15 protein-coding genes are annotated in these 22,954 nt (G+C 73.0%); 9 read left to right on the top strand and 6 right to left on the bottom strand.

Annotation, left to right across the window (positions count from 1 at the left end; all coding sequences use genetic code 11):
• Positions 1-45 precede the first annotated feature (45 nt).
• Both ACFV0O_RS10295 and ACFV0O_RS10290 read left to right on the top strand, forming a co-directional pair.
• Positions 46-486, top strand: coding sequence for a DUF523 domain-containing protein (locus tag ACFV0O_RS10295; RefSeq protein ID WP_380338998.1), 441 nt, complete (start codon positions 46-48; stop codon positions 484-486).
• Between the two features lie 117 nt (positions 487-603).
• Positions 604-1,569, top strand: a complete 966-nt coding sequence (locus tag ACFV0O_RS10290; RefSeq protein ID WP_380338995.1) for a DUF4349 domain-containing protein — start codon at positions 604-606, stop codon at positions 1,567-1,569.
• A gap of 61 nt (positions 1,570-1,630) precedes the next feature.
• Here ACFV0O_RS10290 and hemE read toward each other — a convergent pair whose 3' ends face one another.
• Positions 1,631-2,644, bottom strand: a complete 1,014-nt coding sequence (gene hemE / locus ACFV0O_RS10285; protein ID WP_380339136.1) for a uroporphyrinogen decarboxylase — start codon at positions 2,642-2,644, stop codon at positions 1,631-1,633.
• A gap of 236 nt (positions 2,645-2,880) precedes the next feature.
• On the opposite strand from hemE, the gene ACFV0O_RS10280 reads away from it, so the two are divergent.
• The 5 genes from ACFV0O_RS10280 (at position 2,881) to ACFV0O_RS10260 (ending at position 9,601) form a co-directional block, all read left to right on the top strand.
• Entirely contained in the window at positions 2,881-3,543 is a 663-nt protein-coding gene (locus ACFV0O_RS10280; protein ID WP_380338992.1) for a DUF3000 domain-containing protein, read from the top strand.
• 320 nt (positions 3,544-3,863) lie between these two features.
• Entirely contained in the window at positions 3,864-4,580 is a 717-nt protein-coding gene (locus ACFV0O_RS10275; protein ID WP_360255951.1) for a response regulator transcription factor, read from the top strand.
• 199 nt (positions 4,581-4,779) lie between these two features.
• A complete protein-coding gene (locus ACFV0O_RS10270; RefSeq protein ID WP_380338989.1) occupies positions 4,780-6,021 on the top strand; it encodes an HRDC domain-containing protein in 1,242 nt (413 codons plus the stop codon).
• Between the two features lie 230 nt (positions 6,022-6,251).
• Positions 6,252-7,469, top strand: a complete 1,218-nt coding sequence (locus tag ACFV0O_RS10265) for an acetyl-CoA C-acyltransferase (RefSeq protein ID WP_360255955.1) — start codon at positions 6,252-6,254, stop codon at positions 7,467-7,469.
• Positions 7,470-7,471: 2 nt separating this feature from the next.
• On the top strand, positions 7,472-9,601 hold the full coding sequence (locus tag ACFV0O_RS10260) for a 3-hydroxyacyl-CoA dehydrogenase NAD-binding domain-containing protein (RefSeq protein ID WP_380338986.1): 2,130 nt from the start codon (positions 7,472-7,474) through the stop codon (positions 9,599-9,601).
• Positions 9,602-9,712: 111 nt separating this feature from the next.
• Here the strand turns inward: ACFV0O_RS10260 and ACFV0O_RS10255 are convergent, their stop codons facing one another.
• From ACFV0O_RS10255 to ACFV0O_RS10245, 3 genes are all read right to left on the bottom strand, one after another.
• On the bottom strand, positions 9,713-11,239 hold the full coding sequence (locus ACFV0O_RS10255) for an ArnT family glycosyltransferase (RefSeq protein ID WP_380338983.1): 1,527 nt from the start codon (positions 11,237-11,239) through the stop codon (positions 9,713-9,715).
• Between the two features lie 148 nt (positions 11,240-11,387).
• The gene (dxs, locus tag ACFV0O_RS10250; protein ID WP_380338981.1) at positions 11,388-13,295 is read right to left on the bottom strand and encodes a 1-deoxy-D-xylulose-5-phosphate synthase; all 1,908 of its coding nucleotides are present in this window, start codon (positions 13,293-13,295) and stop codon (positions 11,388-11,390) included.
• A gap of 269 nt (positions 13,296-13,564) precedes the next feature.
• Positions 13,565-14,743: an ROK family protein gene (locus ACFV0O_RS10245; protein ID WP_380338978.1), complete on the bottom strand. Its 1,179-nt coding sequence runs from the start codon at positions 14,741-14,743 to the stop codon at positions 13,565-13,567.
• Positions 14,744-15,445: 702 nt separating this feature from the next.
• On the opposite strand from ACFV0O_RS10245, the gene ACFV0O_RS10240 reads away from it, so the two are divergent.
• Positions 15,446-17,086 (top strand): PQQ-binding-like beta-propeller repeat protein, encoded by a 1,641-nt coding sequence (locus tag ACFV0O_RS10240; RefSeq protein ID WP_380338975.1) that lies wholly within the window; start codon positions 15,446-15,448, stop codon positions 17,084-17,086.
• 258 nt (positions 17,087-17,344) lie between these two features.
• The gene (gene pepN / locus ACFV0O_RS10235) at positions 17,345-19,930 is read left to right on the top strand and encodes an aminopeptidase N (protein ID WP_380338972.1); all 2,586 of its coding nucleotides are present in this window, start codon (positions 17,345-17,347) and stop codon (positions 19,928-19,930) included.
• Positions 19,931-20,204: 274 nt separating this feature from the next.
• On the opposite strand, the gene ACFV0O_RS10230 is transcribed toward pepN, so the two are convergent.
• Together ACFV0O_RS10230 and malQ are read right to left on the bottom strand one after the other, a co-directional pair.
• Positions 20,205-20,435, bottom strand: coding sequence for a hypothetical protein (locus ACFV0O_RS10230; protein ID WP_360255970.1), 231 nt, complete (start codon positions 20,433-20,435; stop codon positions 20,205-20,207).
• A gap of 96 nt (positions 20,436-20,531) precedes the next feature.
• Positions 20,532-22,658 (bottom strand): 4-alpha-glucanotransferase, encoded by a 2,127-nt coding sequence (gene malQ / locus ACFV0O_RS10225; RefSeq protein WP_380338968.1) that lies wholly within the window; start codon positions 22,656-22,658, stop codon positions 20,532-20,534.
• Positions 22,659-22,954 lie beyond the last annotated feature (296 nt).

Below are 22,954 nucleotides of genomic sequence, written 5' to 3'. Positions count from 1 at the left end.
TAGCGAGTTCGAGGGCACGACAGACCGCCGCCTACGCTGTGTGCTATGGAACCGATCGTGGTGAGCGCGTGCCTGGCCGGGATCCCCTGCCGGTACGACGGACGGGCGAGGACCTCAGCGGATGCCGTGCGCCTGGTCGAGGAGGGGCGGGCCGTCGTGGTGTGCCCGGAGGGGGCGGGCGGGCTGCCGACGCCTCGGCCGCCGGCGGAGATCGTGGGCGGGGACGGCGCGGACGTGCTGGACGGGCGGGCGCGGGTGGTGGACGCGACCGGGGCGGACTGCACCGGGGAGTTCCTGGCCGGCGCCCGGGCGGCGCTCGCGGCGGCCGAGGCGGCCGGCGCACGGCGGGCCCTGCTGATGGCGCGCAGCCCGTCCTGCGGCTGCGGGCGGGTCTACGACGGCACGTTCACCGGGGAGTTGCGGCCCGGTGACGGCGTGACGGCGGCGCTGCTGCGCCGGGCGGGGTTCGAGGTGACCGCCGGGTAGGTCGTGCTCGCCCTGCTCCCGAGCCGTGATGGAGTCGCGATCTCCCGGACGGGTCCGTACGGCAGGCTCTTCCGTCCAAGGGGGAGACCCGTCAACGGAGTTGGGGAGGGGCCGGGAATGCGGAGACGGACGAGAGCCGGGGCACTGGGGACGGCGGTGGCCGCGGTGGCGCTGCTGGTCGGGGGGTGCAGCGCGGGCGGCGCGGGGGAATCGGCCAAGGTCGACCCGGCGGTGGCCCCCGCCAGGCAGGGCGGTGCGGACGCGGCGGCGGCCGCGACCGGCACCCAGCCATCCGGCGCCCCCGCTGCGGCCGGGGTGACCCCGGCGGCCGACAGCAGTCGGCTGATCGCGTACACCGCGCAGCTCAGCCTGAGCGCCGGGGACGTCGGCCAGGCGCTGGCCAGGGCGCGGGAGTTGGCCACGACGGCCGGTGGCTACGTGAGCGCCGAGTCGGTCGCCGGCAGTGGCGCGAACCAGGCGGGCCAGCTGACGCTCAAGATCCCCTCGGCCGTCTACCAGCAGACCCTGGACCAGCTCGCCGCCCTCGGCGAGGTGTCCTCCCGCAAGAGCCAGGCGGACGACCTGACCCAGCAGGTCGCCGACGTGGCGAGCCGGGTGCAGACCCAGCAGGCGAGCGTGGACCGGGTGCGGGCGCTGATGGCGCAGGCGAAGTCGCTGAGCGAGGTCACCTCGCTGGAGACGGAACTGAGCCGCCGCGAGGCCGACCTGGAGTCCCTGCAGAAGCAGCAGAAGGAGCTGTCGGCCCGGACCTCGTACTCCACCGTCACCCTGGAGGTCCGCCGCGAGGCCGCCTCCCCGACGCCCGCCCCGGTGCCGAAGGCCGAGGCCGAGGGCTTCGGTGACGCGGTCGGCTCGGCGCTCGGCGGCGGCCTGCACGCCCTGGCGGTCATCGCCCGCGGCCTGTCCGTGGCCTTGGCCGCGGTGGCGCCGTTCCTGCTGGTGCTGGGCGTCCCGGCGGCCCTGGCCTACCGCTACCGGGCGCGCCGCCGCCCGGCGGCTGCCGCACCCGACCCCGCGGAGCCGGACCCGTGGGCGGCGAAGGACCCCGGCGCGGAGGGCTGACCGACGGCGGTGCCGGGCCCTCCGCGATCGGAGTCGCCCGGCACCGCCGTACGTCGGCGCCTCAGCGCGCGCTGGCCTCGTGGACGAAGGCGACCAGACGGCTGAGCGCGTCCGGGTCCATGGACGGCATGACGCCGTGGCCGAGGTTGAAGATGTGGCCGCTGCTGCCGACGGCGCGGGCGGCGTCCAGCACCTCGCGGGCCTTGGCCTCCACGACCCCGGTCGGGGCGAACAGCACGGCGGGGTCGAGGTTGCCCTGCAGGCCCTTGCCCGGGCCGACCCGCTCGGCGGCGACGTCCAGCGGCACCCGCCAGTCGACGCCGACGACGTCCGCACCGGCCTCGCCCATCAGCCCGAGCAGTTCGCCGGTGCCGACGCCGAAGTGGATCCGCGGCACGCCGTACCCGGCGACGGCGTCGAAGACCTTGGTGCTGGCCGGCATCACCGAGCGGCGGTAGTCGGCCGGGGCGAGCGAACCGACCCAGGAGTCGAACAGCTGGACCGCCGAGGCACCGGCCTCGATCTGCACCTTCAGGAAGGCCGAGGTGATGTCCGCGAGCCGGTCCACCAGGGCGGCCCACAGCTCGGGCTGCCCGTACATCATGGCCTTGGTGTTCTCGTGGTTCTTGGACGGCCCGCCCTCGACCAGGTAGCTGGCCAGCGTGTACGGCGCGCCGGCGAAGCCGATCAGCGGGGTCCCGCCGAGTTCGTCGACCAGGAGGCCCACGGCCTCGGTGATGTAGGGGACGTCGTCCGGTTCGAGCGGCCGCAGCCGCTGGAGGTCCTCGAAGGTGCGGATCGGGTCGGCGATGACCGGGCCGACACCGGCCTTGATGTCGACGTCGATGCCGACGGCCTTGAGCGGCACCACGATGTCGCTGAAGAAGATCGCCGCGTCGACCTTGTGCCGGCGCACCGGCTGCAGGGTGATCTCCTTGACCAGCTCGGGCCGCATGCAGGACTCCAGCATGGGGATGCCCTCGCGGACCTTCAGGTACTCGGGCAGCGAGCGGCCGGCCTGGCGCATGAACCACACGGGCGTGTGCGGCACCGGCTCGTTCCGGCAGGCGCGCAGGAACGCGGAGTCGTACGCGGCGCCGCGGCGCGCGGAGGTGGACGGGCCGCCGTGGGTGCCCGCCGTCGTGTCTGCCGTAGTCTCGCTCACGCGTCAAATCTTCGCACGCGTCCCGGGGGCCTCTCCCCGGCCGGTCTCGTCGGTTCCTCCAAGATCTGCCCGGGTTTGCCGTTCCGGCACGCCGCTGGGAGAGAAGTTGCGGCGATAACCCGGGTCTTCGACCTAGTCTTCGAGACATGGCAGCGGTCGGAGGGCACCCCGCGCAGGGTGGCGGAGCAGGTGGCGGAACGGGTCGCGAGGGGGCGCCGAGCGAGTTCCGGGCTGCCGTGGCGGCCCTGGACGGGGCCAGGCTGCGGCCCGAGGTGCAGCTCTCCCCCGCGCCGGCCCCGCGTCGGCTCGCCCCGCACTCCTTCGCGGTGACCGCCGCGGTCGAGGTGGACGGCGAGGAGCTGGCCGACGGCCGGCTGGTGCTGCTCTACGACCCGGCCGGGCAGGAGGCCTGGAACGGCGAGTTCCGCGTGGTCACGATGACCCGGGCCGAGCTGGAGCCGGAGATGGCCGGCGACCCGATGCTCTGCGAGGTCGGCTGGGCCTGGCTGCTGGACTCCCTCCAGACGCACGGCGCCGGGTACGCGGAGCCGTCCGGCACGGTGACCAGGTGCGCGTCCCAGTACTTCGGCGGTCTGGCGGAGCGCCCGTCGTCGACCGAGATCGAGATCCGGGCCTCCTGGACGCCCGCCGACGGCCGCTTCGAGCGGCATCTGGCGGCCTGGGCGGACCTGCTCTGCATCAGCGCCGGCCTGCCGCCGGCCGCGCCGGCGCCGCAGGGCCCCGCCGAGGCCCCGTCACTCGGTGGAGTGGTCCCGATGCCCGCCCGGCGACGCCCCCGGTCGCACTGACGAGTGGTGTCCGGGCCCGACGGCACCGAACGGCCGGACGCCACCCCCAGGGCTGACGGAGTGTGACTTCGGATCCGCTCTGCGTCAATTAGGCGGTCGACACCGACCGATCGGCATCGAATCTGATCGATTTTGTGCGAATACCAGGCATGTCGCATCAATCATTTGCGCGATTTGTCCGTATTGTTACTCACTAGATCGTGATCTTTCGCTAAAGCCGGGCACGGTAGCTGCCGAAGCAGACTGTGACCCTTTCCGAACGCGGAACACTCCGACCGCCCCCATCGGGGTTCCGTCCGCCACTCCCCGCAGGAGGCCTGGTGTCGGTCCTTCTTGAGCACCCCGCAAACGTGGTCGCCTACCGGCCGACCAAGCCCACCGCCATGGTGGTCATCGCCGATCCCCGCGTCCGAAACACCGTCACCCGTCACCTGTGGGCGCTCGGCGTCCGGGACGTGATCGAGGTGTCCTCGATCGCCGAGGCCCGTCCCCGGGTCTCCACCCCACGCGACATCTGCGTCGCCGACGTGCATCTGCCGGACGGTTCCGGACTGACCATCCTCGCCGAGACCCGCGCCGCGGGCTGGCCCAACGGCCTGGCACTGTCCGCCGCCGACGACATCGGCGCGGTCCGCAGCGCACTGGCCGGCGGCGTCAAGGGCTACGTGGTCACCGGCACCCGGACGAACGTCGCGATGCCGGGCCGCCCGGGCCTGCCGATCGGCGCCGCCGGGCTGGCCGGCCGGATGCGCCGCCCCGGGATGCCGGGCATGCCGGGCGCCGCCGGTGCTCCGGGCGCCCCCGGTGCCCCCGGTCAGCCGGGCCCGCAGCAGGCCGCCTACCGCGAGCTGTCCGGCCGCGAGGTCGAGGTGCTGCGCCTGGTCGCCGAGGGCCAGTCGAACAAGGCGATCGGCGTGGCGATGGGGCTGTCGGCCCTCACCGTGAAGAGCCACCTCGCCCGGATCGCCCGCAAGCTGGGCACCGGCGACCGCGCAGGGATGGTCGCCGTCGCACTGCGCACCGGAATCATCCACTGAGCCGAGCGCTCCGGACCGCCGCGGCGGCCGAGGAGGAACGTTTCCTCCTCGGCCGCTGTGGCGCTGTCCGCGCCCGGGACGTCGAGCGCACGCCGAGCCGAAGCGTCGGACCCGGAGCGTCCCGCGGGGGAGCGGGCGAGTGACTGTCTGACCAGTCCGACAACACTCCCGGCCGCGAGGACCGTCGTACCCTTGGGGGGTGACCGACGCCGTAGCAGCCATCCCAGAAGAAGCAGCCCCGGTCCCGCTCCTTGAGCCGAAGGAGGGGATCCCGCCCGTCGTGGCGGACGAGCAGGCGCTGGCCGCCACGATCGCCGCCTTCGCCGCGGGCTCCGGACCGGTCGCCGTCGACGCCGAGCGCGCGTCCGGCTACCGCTACGGGCAGCGGGCCTACCTCATCCAGCTGCGCCGCGCGGGCTCCGGCTCCGCCCTGATCGACCCGATCGCCTGCCCCGACCTGAGCGCGCTCGACGCCGCCATCGGGGACGCCGAATGGGTGGTGCACGCGGCCACCCAGGACCTGCCCTGCCTGGCCGAGGTCGGCATGAGACCCCGGCTTCTGTTCGACACCGAGCTGGCCGGCCGGATCGCGGGTTTCGCCCGGGTCGGCCTCGGGCCGATGACCGAGAACGTGCTCGGTCTGAGCCTGGCCAAGGAGCACTCGGCGGTCGACTGGTCCACCCGCCCCCTGCCCGAGCCGTGGCTGCGCTACGCCGCTCTGGACGTCGAGGTGCTGGTCGAGCTGCGCAACGCACTCGAACAGGAGCTGGATGCCCAGGGCAAGCTCGAATGGGCCCTGGAGGAGTTCGCCGCGATCGCCGCCGCGCCCCGCCCGGCCCCGCGCACCGACCCGTGGCGGCGCACCTCGCAGCTGCACAAGGTCCGCCGGCGCCGCCAGCTGGCCGTGGTGCGCGAGCTGTGGCAGGCCCGCGACCGGATGGCGCAGGAGCGTGACGTCTCCCCGGGCCGGGTGCTCTCGGACGCCGCGATCGTCAACGCCGCGCTGGCCATGCCGCTGAACATCGCCGCGCTGCAGGCCGTGCAGGGCTTCGGGCCGCGGGTGCACCGGCGTCAGCTGGAGCAGTGGCTGGCCGCCGTGCAGCGCGGCCGGGAGATCCCGGAGGGCCAGCTGCCGCCGGCCGCCGCCCCGCACGACGGTCCGCCGCCGCCGCGGGCCTGGGCCGAGAAGGACCCGGTGGCCGCCGCCCGGCTCTCCGGCGCGCGCAGCGCGGTCAGCGAGCTGGCCGAGCGGCACCACTTGCCGGCCGAGAACCTGATCACCCCGGACCTGGTCCGGCGGGTCTCCTGGGAGCCGCCGGCCGACCGCGGCGCGGAGGGCGTGGCCGCCGCGCTGCGCCGGCTCGGTGCCCGGCAGTGGCAGGTGGACCTGGTGGCGCCCGCGATGGCCGCCGCGTTCGCCTCGGCCGTGGCCGAAGGCTGATCCCGGCAGGACCGAAAGGGGATGTCGTCCGTACCGGCGGCATCCCCTTCGTCGTCCCCGGGAACAGCTCTCCTGGTCCGACGTGTTGCGGGACACACCGTCGGATCCGTCCGAGGGGCCTGGGCAGGTTGGTTACCGACCGGTAGCATGGCCGTGATGCGGCGCCGCTCGGGTCTTCGCCGGCGGCAGCCTGCCCACCTCAAATGTTGGTCCCTGGGAGGAGAGCCCCCGTGCCTCGTACCGCGAGGGACGTCGTCTTCGTCGATGGCGTCCGCACCCCGTTCGGCAAGGCCGGCCCGAAGGGCATCTACCACGAGACCCGCGCCGACGACCTCGTCGTCAAGTGCATCCGGGAGCTCGTGCGCCGTAACCCGAACCTGCCCGTCGAGCGCATCGACGAGGTCGCCGTGGCGGCCACCACGCAGATCGGCGACCAGGGTCTGACCATCGGGCGCACCGCCGCCCTGCTGGCGGGCCTGCCGAAGTCCGTGCCCGGCTACTCGATCGACCGCATGTGCGCCGGTGCGCTGACCGCCGTCACCGCGACCGCCGGCGGCATCGCCTTCGGCGCGTACGACGTGGTCGTGGCCGGCGGCGTCGAGCACATGGGCCGCCACCCGATGGGCGAGGGCGTCGACCCGAACCCGCGCTTCGTCTCCGAGAAGCTGGTCGACGAGTCCGCCCTGTTCATGGGTATGACCGCGGAGAACCTGCACGACCGCTTCCCGCACATCACCAAGGAGCGCTGCGACGCCTACGCCGTGCGCTCCCAGGAGAAGGCCGCCAAGGCGTACGCCAACGGCGACATCCAGCCCGACCTGGTGCCGATCTCGATCCGCAACACCAACCCCGAGGTCGGCGAGACCGGCTGGGGCCTGGCCACCGTGGACGAGCCGCTGCGCCCGGGCACCACGATGGAGTCGCTGGCCGGCCTCAAGACCCCGTTCCGCCCGCACGGCAACATCACCGCGGGCAACTCGGCCGGTCTGAACGACGGTGCCACCGCCTCGCTGCTGGCCGCCGAGGACGTCGCCGAGGAGCTCGGCCTCCCGGTCAAGATGCGCCTGGTCTCCTACGCCTTCGCCGGCGTCGAGCCCGAGGTCATGGGCATCGGCCCGGTCCCGGCCACCGAGAAGGCGCTGGCCAAGGCCGGTCTGACCATCGACGACATCGACGCGTTCGAGGTCAACGAGGCCTTCGCCGTCCAGGTGCTGGCGTTCCTCGACCACTACGGCATCGCGGACGACGACGAGCGGGTCAACCCGTTCGGCGGCGCGATCGCCTTCGGCCACCCGCTGGCCTCCTCCGGCGTGCGCCTGATGAACCAGCTGGCCCGCCGCTTCGAGCAGCGCCCGGACGTCCGCTACGGCCTCACCACGATGTGCATCGGCTTCGGCATGGGCGGCACCATCATCTGGGAGAACCCGCACTTCGAGGGTGGTAAGTGACCATGAGCACCACGACTGAGCTGCTCCAGCACGGCGCCGAGCTGTTCCCGGGCGAGGTCGTCACGACCGCCCACGTGCGCCACCTGGACCTGCCGCTGCAGGCCGGCAAGCTGGCCCTGATCACCCTGGACAACGGCTTCGACCACACCAAGCCGACCACCTTCGGCCCGGGCTCGCTGCTCAAGCTGTCCGCCGCGCTGGACCAGGTCGAGGCCGAGGCCGCCGAGGGCAGGATCGTCGGTGCCGCGATCACCGGCAAGCCGTTCATCTTCGCGGTCGGCGCCGACCTCAAGGGCGTCGAGCTCCTCAAGGAGCACGCGGACGCGCTGGCCATCGGCAAGGGCGGCCACGAGGTCTTCAAGCGGATCGCCGCGCTGCCCGTCCCGACCTTCGCCTTCTACAACGGCGCGGCCATGGGCGGCGGCGTCGAGGTCGGTCTGCACGCCACCTACCGCACGGTCAGCTCGGGCGTCCCGGCGTTCTCGCTGCCGGAGGTCTTCCTGGGCCTCGTCCCGGGCTGGGGCGGCTGCAGCATCCTGCCGAACCTGATCGGCCCCTCGAAGGCGATCAAGGTCATCATCGAGAACTCGATGAACCAGAACAAGCAGCTCAAGGGCAAGGACGTGTTCGAGCTGGGGATCGCCGACGCGATCTTCGAGCCGGCCGACTTCCTGGAGCAGTCGCTGCTGTGGGCCGCCAAGGTCCTCAAGGGCGACGTCGTCGTCGAGCGCGAGGAGATCGACCGCGGCAAGGCCTGGGACGACGCCGTCGCCTGGGGCCGCCTGGTCGCCGACGCCAAGGTCCACGGCGCCGCCCCGGCCGCCTACAAGGCGCTGGACATCATCGCCCGGGTCAAGGACGCCGACCTGCAGGCCGGCTTCGACGCCGAGGACGCGGCCCTGGCCGACCTCATCATGAGCGGCGAGCTGCGCAGCGGCATCTACGCCTTCAACCTGGTGCAGCGCCGGGCCAAGCGCCCGGTCGGCGCGCCGGACAAGTCGCTGGCCCGCCCGGTCTCCAAGGTCGGCGTCGTCGGCGCCGGCCTGATGGCCTCGCAGCTCGCGCTGCTGTTCGCCCGCCGTCTGGAGGTGCCGGTGGTCCTCACCGACATCGACCAGGCGCGCGTCGACAAGGGCGTCGGCTACGTCCACGCCGAGATCGACAAGCTGCTCTCCAAGGGCCGCATCGGCAAGGACAAGGCCAACCGCCTCAAGGGCCTGGTCTCCGGCTCGCTCGACAAGGCCGCCGCCTTCGGTGACGCGGACTTCGTCATCGAGGCCGTGTTCGAGGAGATGGGCGTCAAGCAGACCGTCTTCGCCGACCTGGAGAACGTGGTCTCGCCGACCTGCGTGCTGGCGACCAACACGTCCTCGCTGTCGGTCACCGAGATGGCCTCGAAGCTGAAGCACCCCGAGCGGGTCGTCGGCTTCCACTTCTTCAACCCGGTCGCGATCCTGCCGCTGCTGGAGATCGTCCGCGGCGACGAGACCGACGACGCGTCGCTGGCCACCGCCTTCGCCGTGTCGAAGAAGCTGAAGAAGACCTCGGTCCTGTGCAAGGACGCCCCGGCGTTCGTGGTGAACCGGATCCTGACCCGCTTCATGGGCGAGATCCAGGGCATCATCGACGAGGGCACCCCGATCGCCGACGTCGAGAAGGCCGTCGAGCCGCTCGGCCTGCCGATGTCCCCGATCGTGCTGCTGGAGCTGGTCGGCCCGGCCATCGCCCTGCACGTCTCGGAGACCCTGCGCGGAGCGTTCCCGGAGCGGTTCACCGTCTCCGAGAACCTCGGCAAGGTGGTCAAGGCCGGCAAGCGCGGCTTCTACACCTGGGTGGACGGCCAGCAGGTCCTCGACCCCGAGGTGCTGGAGCTGCTGACCTTCGGCGACACGGTGCTCACCGCGGAGCAGGTCCGCGCCCGCGCCCTGGAGGCCGTGGCGCAGGAGATCGGCCTGATGCTGGAGGAGGGTGTCGTCGCCGAGGCGCAGGACATCGACCTCTGCATGATCACCGGCGCCGGCTGGCCCTTCCACCTGGGCGGGATCACCCCGTACCTGGACCGTGAGGGCGTCTCGGAGCGCGTGAACGGCAAGCCGTTCCTGGCCCCGGGCGTGGCCTCGGTGCCCGCCTAAGGCGTAGCGGTACGGAGGAGCCCCGGTGACCTGCTGGTCACCGGGGCTCCTGCGTGTTCCGGGGCTCTTGCGTGTTCCGGGGGTCCCGCGCGGGCCGGTGGTGCGGGCCGCTCAGTGCTTGAGGCGGTAGACCACGGTGTCGGCGAAGACACCGACCATCTCGTAGTGGGTGTCGAGCAGGTTCTCGATCCGCGGCACCATGACCGGCTGGTACGGAGCGATGCCGGAGTCGTCGACCACGACCTCGGGCAGGCCGTTGGCCAGCTCCTTGTCGAAGGTCTGCCAGGCGTTGGAGACGCTGAACTGCTCACCGACGTTGGCGCTGCCGTCCTTGCCGCCGCTGTAGTTCGTGAGGAAGCCGGCGGTCAGGTAGCGGGAGGCGGGCTTGCGGTCGGCCAGCCAGTACAGCTCCGGGTGCATGCCCCAGACCAGCACGGTGTCCTTGGGGGTGGTCTGGGCGGCGACGGCGGTGGCGACCTCGGTGGTGCGGTCGAGCCGCTCCCCGGGCCAGGCCAGTGCCAGGCCCCAGAACACCGTGGCGGCGACCGTGGTGTACACCAGGACCGGCTTCCAGCGGACCGCCGAGGTGGCGACCGCGCCGGTGCCCAGCAGCACCAGCGGCGGGATCAGCTGCAGGTAGTAGTGGCCGAAGAAGTGGAAGCCGACGCTGACCGCGACGACCGAGGAGAGCAGCCAGACCCACAGGTCGGTGGTCGAGCCGTGCTCCTCGCCGGCCACCGGCAGCGGGCGGTGGCGGTGCTTGAGCCAGAGCCGGCGTCCGACCGGGAGCAGGAAGCCCAGGCCGGCCGCGGCCAGGATGGCGGAGTTGCCGAGCGCGCGGCCGACCATCTGCAGCCAGGCGCCGCCGAAGGAGGCGTAGTCGCCGCTGCCGGTGACCACCCAGAAGAGGAAGCCCTTGGGCTTGGTGAGGATCACCGCGACCAGCGCTATCGGCAGGGTGAAGCCGAAGGCGATCTTGAAGAGCGCGGGCGGCCAGCGCACCCCGCGCCGGCGGGTGTCCTGGAACAGCATCCAGAGCACCGGCAGCAGCACGGCGCCGCCGGTCTGCTTGGTCAGCGAGCAGAGCGCCACGGCGATCCCGGCGGCCAGCCAGCGGCGGCGTTCGGCGTAGCGGAAGGCCGCCACCATCGCGGGCAGCATGAAGACCTCGAAGGTCGCCGCCTGGGTGTCCTCCGGGGAGAGCCCGATGGACACCAGCAGGTAGAGCAGTCCGGCGCCGGCGCCGGCCCGGTTGCCCCACCGGCCGCGGGCGATCGAGGCCAGCAGGATCGCGGTGACCAGGTGGGCCACGACCGCCAGGGTGCGCAGCGGCCAGAGCGAGGCGGAGCCGAACACCGCGAAGCAGGCCTGGTAGAGCCAGGGCAGCAGCGGCGGCTTGCGGTCCACCACGGTGTCGTACAGCACTCCGCCGTCGGCCAGCATCCGGGCCTGGGTGGCCAGGAAGCCTTCGTCCGGGCTCCAGACGGGCCGGGCGAAGGAGGGGATGTGGGTGATCAGCGCGACCAGCGCGAGCACCGGCACCAGCCTGGTCCAGTACCCGACGCGGACTCGGGTCAGGACGCTCTCGGGCAGGCGCTCGGCCAGTCCGGCGGGGCGGAGGCGGGTGGGGGTCGGCACGGTTGACAACCTACCGGGCGGGATCGGCGCGGGTGGCGCCGGTCCCGCCTTTCCGTAGGATCATCAGCTTGTTCCGTGACGAACTGTTACGGAGTTACGACAAATGGTCGTCGCCGGAACAGGGGACGGCCCCGCCGACGGCCTCCGGTCAGGCCTTGACCGGCGCCGCGTCCAGCTTGGCGACCAGCGCGGTCACCTTCCGGGCGATGTCCGGGGCGTTCAGGCCGATCTCGGCCAGGATCTCGGCCCGGCTGGCGTGGTCCAGGAACTCCTGCGGGATGCCGAAGTCGCGCACCGGCAGATCCACGTCCGCGTCCCGCAGCGCCTGCGCCACGGCGGCGCCGACACCGCCCACCCGGCCGTTGTCCTCGATGGTGACCACCACCCGGTGCTCGGCGGCCAGACCCGGCAGGGCCGGGTCCACCGGCTTGACCCAGCGCGGGTCCACCACGGTGGCGGTGATGCCCTGGGCGGCCAGCAGGTCGGCGACCTCCAGGCTGGTCGGGGCCATCGCGCCGACCGAGACGATCAGCACGTCGGCGCGGTGGGCGCCGGAGGGCTCCTCGGCGGCGCGCAGCACGTCCATGCCGCCGACCCGGCCGACCGCGGGAACGGCCGGGCCGACCGTGCCCTTGGAGTAGCGGACGACGGTCGGGGCGTCCTCGACCTCGACGGCCTCGCGGAGCTGGGCGCGCAGCTGGTCGGCGTCGCGCGGGGCGGCCAGCCGCAGGGTCGGGATGATCTGCAGCATCGACATGTCCCACATGCCGTTGTGCGAGGCGCCGTCGTCACCGGTGACACCGGCCCGGTCCAGCACGAAGGTGACGCCCAGCTTGTGCAGGGCGACGTCCATCAGGACCTGGTCGAAGGCCCGGTTGAGGAAGGTCGCGTAGACCGCGAACACCGGGTGCAGACCGTTGGTGGCCAGGCCGGCCGCGCTGGTGACGGCGTGCTGCTCGGCGATGCCGACGTCGAAGATGCGCTTCGGGAAGGCCTCGGCGAACGGGGCCAGGCCGACCGGGTGCAGCATCGCGGCGGTGATGCCGACGATGTCCTCGCGCTCGTGGCCGAGCGCCACCATCTCCTCCGCGAAGACCGAGGTCCAGCTCCGCCCGCCACCGCTCTGGATCGGCAGGCCGGTCTCCGGGTGGATCTTGCCGACCGCGTGGAAGCGGTCCTCGTCGTTGTTCTCGGCGGCGTGGTAGCCGCGGCCCTTCTCGGTGAGGCAGTGCACGATCACCGGGCCGCCGAAGCCGCGCGCCTTGGTCAGCGCGGACTCCAGGGCGGTCATGTCGTGGCCGTCGATCGGGCCGATGTACTTGAGGCCGAGGTCCTCGAACATGCCCTGCGGGGCGATGAAGTCCTTGAGGCCCTTCTTGGCGCCGTGCAGCGTCTCGAACAGCTGCTGGCCGACCACCGGGGTGCGCTGCAGCGCGTCCTTGCCCCAGGACAGGAAGCGCTCGTAGCCCTGGGTGGTGCGCAGCGTGGCGAGGTGGTTGGCCAGGCCGCCGATGGTCGGCGAGTACGAGCGCTCGTTGTCGTTGACGACGATGACGACCGGGCGGTCCTTCGCGTCGGCGATGTTGTTGAGCGCCTCCCAGGCCATGCCGCCGGTGAGCGCGCCGTCGCCGATGACGGCGACCACCGGGTCGTTCTTGCCCTTGAGCTGGTTGGCCTTGGCCAGGCCGTCCGCGTACGAGAGCACGGTGGAGGCGTGCGAGTTCTCGATCACGTCGTGCTCGGACTCGGCGCGGGACGGGTAGCCGGACAGGCCGCCCTTCATCCGCAGCTGCGAGAAGTCCTGGCGCCCGGTGAGCAGCTTGTGGACGTAGCTCTGGTGACCGGTGTCGAAGAGGATGCGGTCGCGCGGCGAGTCGAAGACCCGGTGCAGCGCCATGGTGAGCTCGACCACGCCGAGGTTGGGGCCGAGGTGGCCGCCCGTCTTGGAGACCTCGGTCACCAGGAAGGTCCGGATCTCCTGGGCCAGTGCGGCCAGCTGTCCGGGCGTGAGCCGGTCGAGATCGCGCGGTCCCCGAATGCGGGTCAGCAGGGCCACCCGTTCCTCCTCGTTCAGTGTTCGCGGACCGCGGGCGGTCCGACGGGCGTCGCTGCCCGGTCCGGCGGCAGGCCGGCGGTCGCGGCCGGTACCGACCGGTCGAGTCTAATGTCCGCTTGCCGGACACCGAGCGGCGCGCCCGGTGCCACCGTTCGGTTGCGGCCATTCCGGGAGGTCGGCCGGGGTGGACGGGTCACGCCGGGTTGACGCACGGACGTTCGATCGCCTTTATCCCGGCGACCGCGGCGCCGGCCCCGCCGCCGACGGCGTCAGGCGCGGCCCAGTGCCCCGGACTCGCCCATCTCGCTCATCACCAGCGCCAGCGCGCCGAGCACCTCGGCCCGGCCGCCGAGGGTGCCGGGGACCACCGAGAGCTGCCGGGCGGCGCTGGGGATCGCGTAACGGGCCACCGAGTCGCGGATCGGGGCGAGCACCAGCTCACCGGCCTCGGCGAGGTCCCCGCCGAGGATCACCCGGCGCGGGTTGAGCAGGTTGCACAGGGTCGCGACGCCGGTGCCGATCTGCCGGCCGGCGTCGGCGATCACCCGGCGGCAGCCGAGGTCGCCCTGGTGGGCCAGCTCGACCACCCGGGGCAGCGTGAGGTCCGGGCCGAGGGTGGAGCTGAGCAGGGAGAGCAGGTAGCGGGAGCCGACGAAGGTCTCCAGGCAGCCCCGGTTGCCGCAGCGGCAGACCGGCCCGGCCTCGTCCAGCGTGATGTGCCCTATCTCACCCGCCGTACCGCCCGGGCCGCGGTAGATCTGGCCGTTGACCACTAGGCCGGCGCCCACACCGCTGGCGATCTTGATGTACGCGAGGTCGCTCAGTCCGCGGCCGGCGCCCCAGACCAGCTCGCCGAGCGCGCCCAGGTTGGCGTCGTTGTCCACGTGCACCGGCATGCCGAGCCGCTCCCCCAGCTCCCGGCCAGGGGCGATGCCCGTCCAGCCGGGCAGGATCGCGGTGGACCCGAGCGCGCCGGTCTCCACGTCGATCGGGCCGGGCACGCCGAGGCCGACGCCGATCACCTTGTCCGGCCGGAAACCGGCCTGCGTCAACAGCCGCTCGACCATCGCCTCGGCGCGGTCGAAGCCCTGCTGGGCGGAGACGTCCACGTCGATCGGGGCGCTCTCCTCGGCCAGCACCCGGTGCGCCAGGTTGCCGACCGCGACCCGCAGGTGGGTGTGGCCGAAGTCGATGCCGACGACGATGCCCGCGTCACCGCTGAGCGAGACGCTGCGGGCGCGGCGGCCGCCGGAGGAGGTGTCGGCGACCACGACGGTGCCGCTCTCCTTCAGCTCCCGCACGATGTTGGACACGGTGGCCGCGGAGAGACCGGTGCCGCGGGCGATCTCGGCCTGGGTCAACGAGCCGGCCATCCGCACCGCGCGCAGCACCCGCTCCAGGTTCGCCCGGTGCAGGGACGACTGCGAGCCCGGTGTGTCCGTCGACATGATCCACCCTCCCAGGGCGGGGAACCCTCCGCCGGGCGTCCCCTTCAATTCCTGAAGGGTACGGCCCGGGGCCCCGGGCGGGGGCGTCGACGGGGACGGCCGGGTGCGGGAGGAGCCGGGCGGCGCGGGCGGCCCGACGGCGCCGCAGAGGCGGGGGCGGGGCACCGGCCGGGGGCTGCCGGGTGCGGGGGCACCGGCGCTCGGGGCGGGCGCACCGGCGCTCGGGGTGGATGCGGGACAGGTGCGGGACGGGCCCCGGGGTGGATGCGGGACGGGCCCCGGGGCAGGTGCGGGACGGGCCCCGGGGGTTGCTCCGGACGGGTGATGCCCGCCCGGGAGACGGAGGCCGGGCCACCCGGTCCCGGCGCCCCCGGTCACGCGGCGGTGTCGGCGGTGGGGGCCGGGTGATCGGGCAGTGAAGGTGTTGCACGGCCTGGACCTGCGGGGACGGGGTTCGGCGGTCCTGGCGGCGGCCGAAATGCGCGCACCACTAGCATGGTGCCCAATTCTCACCCGTCCCACCGGAACCGAGGACGGTACCGGCAGGGGGCGCTTCCAGACATGACGGGGAATCAGATGGCAGGGGATCACCCTACGCCGGGGGCAGGCGAAGCGCCCGGCAACGGTCCGCAGGACAACCGGGGCGTCTCGTTCGGACGTCCGCCAGCGGGCGGTGTGGATCCGGCCGCGGTCGCGGACCAGATGACGCAGCTCGACGGATCGGCCGTCCCGGGACCGGCCGCCCCCGCCGGGCCGCCGCCCGCACAGCCGCCGGCACCGCCCGCGCAGCCCCCCGCCGGCGCCGACTACGCCGCGTACGCGCCGACCGCGACCGGCTTCCCCACCCAGGCCCCGCCGCCTCCGGGCGCCGCACCCGTCGGCCCGTACGACCCGGCGCCCGGCGCCCCGTACGCCACGGACGGCGGGCAGGGCTACAACACCGGCGGCTACAACTTCCCGCAGCAGCCCGGGTACAGCTACCCCGTCGCCCCCACCCCGCCCAAGCGCAACCCCGTCATGCTGTGGGGCGGCATCATCGGCGGCGTGCTGGCGATCGCGATCGTGATCGCCCTGGTCGTCCTGCTCAAGGACCCCTCCCCCGCGCCGAACCCGGGCCCGGGCCCCGTCAGCACCGACGGCACCAGCGACGGCCCGACGAACGACCCCGCCCCCGGCCCCGCCGCCAAGGGCGCCACCTTCAACGTCGCCTGGACCGCCCCCAAGGGTGCCAACACGGACGGCGCGAACCAGATGCTCGGCGTCTGGGGCACCGACAAGCTCGCCGTCCGTGCCGACAGCACCGGCATCAAGGCCTACAACCTGACGGACGGCAAGGAGGCCTGGACGATCCCCGTCCCGGCCGGCAGCAAGGAGCTGTGCACCGCCTCGTACGCGGCCAACTCCAAGAGCATCGCCGCCGTCTCCTTCAACACCGGTGACAGCGACTGCTCCACCGTCGGCGCCGTCGACCTGACCCAGGGCAAGCTGCTCTGGAGCGTCAAGGTCTCGGCCGACCGGATGTCCTCGCCGACCCTGAGCGTCACCGACAACGTCGTCGCCATCGGCGGCAACATGGTCGGCGCCCTCAACGTCACCACCGGACAGCCCGCCTGGCAGTACCAGCCGCGCGACAAGGACTGCAGCGTGCGCGGCCGCGCCGCCGGCGCCCAGATCGCCGTCAGCGACCGCTGCTACGGCGGCAGCGGCCCGAAGTCCCAGCTGGTCATCGTCAACGCCGAGACGGGCAAGGCGACCAGCACGCCGATCACCCTGACCGGCAGCATCGAGCAGGTCGACCAGGTCGTCCAGGACAAGCCGCTCGTCCTGCTGATGTCCAGCGGCCCGCAGGGCGACTACATCCTGCCGTTCGACAAGGACAACAAGCCGGGCAACCAGATGTCCGTCAAGGAAGCCGGTTCGGACAGCCTGCGCCTGTCCGGCCAGGACGAGGCCCTCAGCCGCAACGTGGTCAGCGGCTCCACGCTGTACGTCCAGGTCAGCGGCACCAAGCCGGGCATCAACGCCTACGACCTGAACACCGGCAAGCGCCTGTGGGCGGCCACCACCTCCTCGGCCACCAACGACATGCGCCTGGTCTCCGGCACCGACAAGGACGGCAAGGTCCGCGCCGTCGTCGAGCAGGGCTACGACAAGCCGGCCCGCCTGGTGACGCTCTCGCCGACCGACGGCTCGATGACCGACATCGGCACCATCGCGATGTCGAACGGCCTGGACATCGGCAGCAGCACCTCCGAGTACGTCATCTCGGACGACGGCCTCGCGGTGTACGCGTTCCGCCGCTACAGCTCCACCGACGGTCCGCTGACCAAGTGGAAGAAGTGACGACGGGAGCGATGACGGGAGTGACGTCGGGAGTGACGTCGAGGTGATGCCGGGGGCGTGACCCCTCGTCGCGGCCGACCGGGCCACGACGGCACACGGGCGGGACCACGACAGCACACGGACAGGTCACGACGGCACACACGGGCGGGGCGGGAACGGGCGAACAGCCGGTTCCCGCCCCGCCCGTGAATTTCCGGCGGGTCCGTTCACCGGACGTGCGAGGATTCGGACCACCAGCCTGACAAAGGAGTGCAGCGAGTGCCCGGCACAAACCTGACCCGCGAGGAGGCCCGCACCCGGGCCGATCTTCTCCGTGTGGACGCGTACGACATCGAGCTCGACCTCGGCTCGGCCCGTGAGGGCGGCACCTTCCGGTCCACCACCGTCGTCCGGTTCACCGCCACCACGCCCGGCGCGGACACCTTCATCGACCTCGTCGCGCCGAGCGTCGAGGAGATCACCCTCAACGGCGCGTCGCTCGACCCGGCGAGCTTCTCCGACAGCCGCATCCCGCTGCCGGGCCTGGCCGCCGAGAACGAGCTGCGGATCGTCGCCGACTGCGCGTACACCAACACCGGTGAGGGCCTGCACCGGTTCGTCGACCCGGTCGACGGCGAGACCTACCTGTACACCCAGTTCGAGGTGCCGGACGCCCGCCGCGTCTTCGCCACCTTCGAACAGCCCGACCTGAAGGCCGCGTTCACGTTCACCGTGACCGCCCCCACGGGCTGGGTCGTGGTCTCCAACTCGCCGACCCCGGAGCCGGCCCCCGCCGGCGACGGCTCCACCCAGGTCTGGAAGTTCGAGCCCACCGGCCGGATCTCCAGCTACATCACCGCGCTGATCGCCGGCCCGTACGTCGGCGTCTTCGACAGCTACGAGAACGGCGAGCAGACGGTGCCGCTCGGCGTCTACTGCCGACCCTCGCTGCGCGAGTTCCTGGACCCGGAGGCCATCTTCGCGGTCACCAAGCAGGGCTTCGACTACTTCCAGGAGAAGTTCGACTTCCCGTACCCGTTCGCGAAGTACGACCAGCTGTTCGTCCCGGAGTTCAACGCCGGCGCGATGGAGAACGCGGGCGCCGTCACCCTGCGCGACCAGTACGTCTTCCGCTCCAAGGTCACCGACGCCGCCTACGAGGCCCGCGCCGCGACGATCCTCCACGAGCTCGCCCACATGTGGTTCGGCGACCTCGTCACCATGGAGTGGTGGAACGACCTCTGGCTGAACGAGTCCTTCGCCACCTTCGCCGAGGCCGTCTGCCAGGCCGAGGCCCCCGGCTCCAAGTGGCCCCACTCCTGGACCACCTTCGCCAACCAGATGAAGACCTGGGCCTACCGGCAGGACCAGCTGCCGTCCACCCACCCGATCATGGCCGACATCAACGACCTGGAAGACGTCCAGGTCAACTTCGACGGCATCACCTACGCCAAGGGCGCCTCGGTGCTCAAGCAGCTGGTGGCCTACGTCGGCCAGGACGCCTTCTTCCAGGGCGTGCAGGCCTACTTCAAGCGCCACGCCTGGGGCAACACCCGGCTCAGCGACCTGCTGGGCGCCCTGGAGGAGGCCAGCGGCCGCGACCTCAAGGCCTGGTCCAAGTCCTGGCTGGAGACCGCCGGCATCAACGTGCTGCGGCCCTCGATGGTGCTGAACACCGACGGCGAGATCGAGTCCTTCGCCGTCCTGCAGGACGCCCCCGCGCTGCCCGCCGGCGCCAAGGGCGAGGCCGTGCTGCGGCCGCACCGCATCGCCATCGGCCTGTACGAACTCGACGGCGACACCCTGGTGCGCACCGACCGCATCGAACTCGACGTCGACGGCCCGCGCACCGAGGTGCCCGAGCTGGTCGGACGCCACCGCCCCGCCGTCGTCCTGCTCAACGACGACGACCTCTCGTACGCCAAGATCCGGCTCGACGAGGACTCGCTGGCCGTCGTCACCGAACACCTCGGCGGCTTCACCGACTCGCTCCCCCGCGCGCTGTGCTGGGCCTCCGCCTGGGACATGACCCGCGACGGCGAACTCGCCGCCCGCGACTACCTGTCGCTCGCGCTGTCCGGCATCGGCCGCGAGTCCGACATCGGCGTGGTGCAGTCCGTGCAGCGCCAGGTCAAGCTCGCCCTCGACGCGTACGCCGACCCGGACTGGCGCGAGGAAGGCCTCACCCGCTGGGCCGCCGCCGCCGAGGAGCACCTGCGCGCCGCCGACCCCGGCAGCGACCACCAGCTCGCCTGGGCCCGCACCCTCGCCTCGGTCGCCCGCACCGACGGTCAGCTCGCGCTGCTCGCCGGACTGCTGGACGGCTCCGTCGAGGTCAAGGGCCTCGCCGTGGACACCGAGCTGCGCTGGACGCTGCTCACCCGCCTCGCGGCCACCGGCCGCGCGGACGAGGCCCGGATCGCCGCCGAGCTGGAGCGCGACAACACCGCGGCCGGCCAGGAGCACGCGGCCACCTGCCGCGCCGCCCGGCCGACCGCCGAGGCCAAGGCGACCGCCTGGGCGTCGGTGGTCGAGTCCGACCAGCTGACCAACTACGTCCAGGAAGCCGTCATCGCTGGCTTCCAGCAGTCCGACCAGCGCGAACTGCTCGCCCCGTACGCGGAGAAGTACTTCGCGGCGGTCAAGGGCATCTGGGAGACCCGCAGCCACGAGATCTCGCAGCAGATCATCATCGGGCTGTACCCCGGACTGCAGGTCACGCAGGAGACGCTGGACGCGACGGACGCCTGGCTGGCCTCCGCGGAGCCGGCGCCGGCGCTGCGGCGGCAGGTCGTCGAGTCGCGGGCCGGCATCGAGCGCGCGCTCAAGGCCCAGGCCGTCGACCGCGCGGTGGGCGGGCGCTGACCGGACCGACGGTCACTGCCGGGGCCCCGCCCGATGTGCCCCGCCCGGTATGCCCTGCCTGGTACCGGGCGGGGCGCCGGGCTGGGCCGACCGGGCCCGGGCGGGCCTGGCGGGGCGCCGGGCGTGCTCTGCTGAGGGCTCTGCCCAGTCGCTGACCGGGTGCTGAAACCGCGAAGGGGCGCCGGACGGGATCGTCCGGCGCCCCTTCGGCGTTCGTGCGGGATCGGGTCCTGACGGACCCCGTACGCGTCCGGGCGGACCGGGCGCGCGATGGTCAGTTCTTCTTCTTGCCCTTGCCCCACGGCATACCGGCCAGGCCGGCGATCACCAGGAAGAGGACGAGCGGGAGAAACACGTACAGGCCGAGGGTCTGGCCGATGCTCAGGCCGGTACCGGGGTCATCGCCGTCGTCCCTGGTGTAGGCCATGGCGGGCGACGACAGCAGCATCATCAGCGTGACCGTTGCGGAGACCGCGCCGGCTCGCAAAGCGTTCCTCTTGTCCACGTTTCCAACTTACCCGCCGCTTATGGGAGGGCGCTCGTCGGGGTCGGCCTGGTGGGTCGGGAGCGCCTCCCCGAGGATCGGGAGCGCCGCTCCCGCTCAGCGGGACGCGGTGCCGGGCCCGGACGGCGGGGCCAGGAGGTGCGCGAGCAGACGGGCCGTGGGGGCGGTGGCGAGGCGGTCGAGGGTGACCGGGTCGCCCGCGCCGTCGGCGACCGGGAGGCGCCAGTTCGGGTACTGGTCCCAGGTGCCCGGCAGGTTCTGCGGGCGTGGGTCCCCGACCAGGTCCGGCAGCCAGACGCCGACCAGCTCCGCCGGCGTCGCCCGCAGGAAGCGGTACAGCACCGGCATCGACAGCGGCTCACCCGGCGTGAGCAGCCCCCGTGCGGCCAGCTCCGCCCGCCAGTCCGCCAGCTCCTCGACCGCCTCCTCCTGCTCCTCCCCCAGCGGCCGGGCCAGCAGGCCCAGCCGGTGACGCAGCTCGACGTGCTCGCCGGAGAGGCGGGCCGCCGTACTCGGCAGGTCGTGGGTGGTGAGGGTGGCCAGACAGCCCGGCCGCCAGCGGTCCGGGGCCAGGATGCCCCCGCCGGCCTGCCAGTCCCGTTCGAACCAGAGGACGGAGGTGCCGAGCACGCCGCGCGCCGCCAGTTCCTCCCGCACGCCCGGCTCCACCGTGCCCAGGTCCTCGCCGATCACCGCCGTCCCGGCCCGGTGCGCCTCCAGCGCCAGCACGCCCAGCATCGCCTCCGCGTCGTAGCGGACGTACGCGCCCTCGGTCGGTGAATGGCCCTGCGGGACCCACCAGAGGCGGAACAGGCCCATCACGTGGTCGATGCGCAGGGCGCCCGCGTGCCGCGTCGCCGCACGCAGCAGCTCGGCGAACGGGGCGTAACCGGCCTCGGCGAGCGCGTCCGGGCGCCAGGGCGGCAGACCCCAGTCCTGGCCGTGCGCGTTGAAGGCGTCCGGCGGGGCGCCGACCGAGATGCCGCCGGCCAGCACGTCCTGCAGCGCCCAGGCGTCCGCGCCGTCCGGGTGGACACCGACCGCCAGGTCGTGGATCAGGCCGAGCGCCATCCCGGCCTCGCGGGCGGCGCGCTGGGCGTCGGCGAGCTGCTGGTCGACCTGCCAGGCCAGCCAGCGGTGGAACTCCACCCGCTCCTGCAGTTCCTTCTCGGCCTGCTCGACCTGTGGGCCGTCCGGGTGACGCAGTCCCTTCGGCCAGTGGTGCCAGTCGGCGCCGTGCACCTCGGCCAGGGCGTTCCACAGCGCGTGCCGGCCCAGCCACTCGCCCTCGCGGCGATGGAACGCCTCGTACGCGGCCTGCCGGCCCGGCCCGCGCGGCACCTCGTGCAGCAGCTCCAGGGCCTCGCGCTTCACCGCCCAGACGGCGTCCCGGTCGATCAGACCGTCATGGCCCAGGACCTCCTCACGGAGGCGGGCGGCCCGGACGGTCAGGTCGTCGGCCCTGCGTCGTTGCTCCGCGGTCAGGTAGGCGTACTCGGGGACCGCCTCGATCCGCAGGTGCACCGGGTCCGCGAAACGGCGCGAGGACGGGCGGTACGGAGACGGGTCGGACGGGGCGCCGGGCAGGCCCTGGTGCAGCGGATTGATCTGCACGAAGCCCGCGCCCAGGCCGGCGCCCGCCCACTGGGCCAGCTCGGCGAGATCCCCGAGGTCGCCCATGCCCCAGGAACGGTCTGACAGGACGGAGTACAGCTGGGCGAGGAAACCCCAGCTGCGGCCCGGGAGTTGGGGCAGACGCTCGGGGGCGACGATCAGCGGCGCCTGGGCCCTCCGCTCACCGGTCTCCGCCCTGAGGGTGTGCCGCCCCAGCGGCAGATCGGCGGGCAGCCAGTGCGAATGCCCACGCGGCAGTTCCCAACTCCCGCCGCCCTCCAGCTCCACGCACAGCCGGGCGTCCGCCGGCACGTCCAGCGCCGTCCGCCGCCCCTGCCGCACCACCACGCACGGCGGCAGCAACCGGGCCCTCTGCTCGGCCCGGTGACGGTCCAACGCCTCACGGGCCTCCCCGGGCGACCCGGCCGCCACCCCCAGCGCGGCCAGCACCGCCACCAGCGTCCGCGCCCCCACCCCCTGCCCACCGGGCCCCGGATACCGGGCATCCACCCCGTACGCCTGCGCCAGCGCCACCAGTTCGGCAGGCGGTGGTGGCGCGTCCTGCGCCGGTACCTGCTCGGCTCCGTCACTGTCGTGGTAAGCGGCCACTCGCGGCTCCTGCGATGTCTCGGCGACTCCCGGGTAGGACAGCCACAGTCCTACCCGGGTAACCGCTCGGCCACGCTGCGCGACACGACGGCGCCAGGTGGATCAGTCGGGCCGGCGCCGCAGGGGCAGCCGGCAATCCAGCGCCGCGGAGCTCGAATCTCCAGATCCGACAAGACACGCGGGGCCCGGCTCGACGGATCGAAACCGCGGCCCCGCGCCCCTTCCGGCATCTCGGACCCCTCTCGGCCAGCCCCACCCGATCCTCCACCTCGCGCTGGGGCGACCCCTTTCGAGTG

The organism is Kitasatospora sp. NPDC059577 (assembly GCF_042735475.1).
Taxonomy (GTDB): domain Bacteria; phylum Actinomycetota; class Actinomycetes; order Streptomycetales; family Streptomycetaceae; genus Kitasatospora.
Note: the sequence above shows the minus strand (reverse complement) of the source record. Positions and strands in the feature narration are given on the sequence as shown.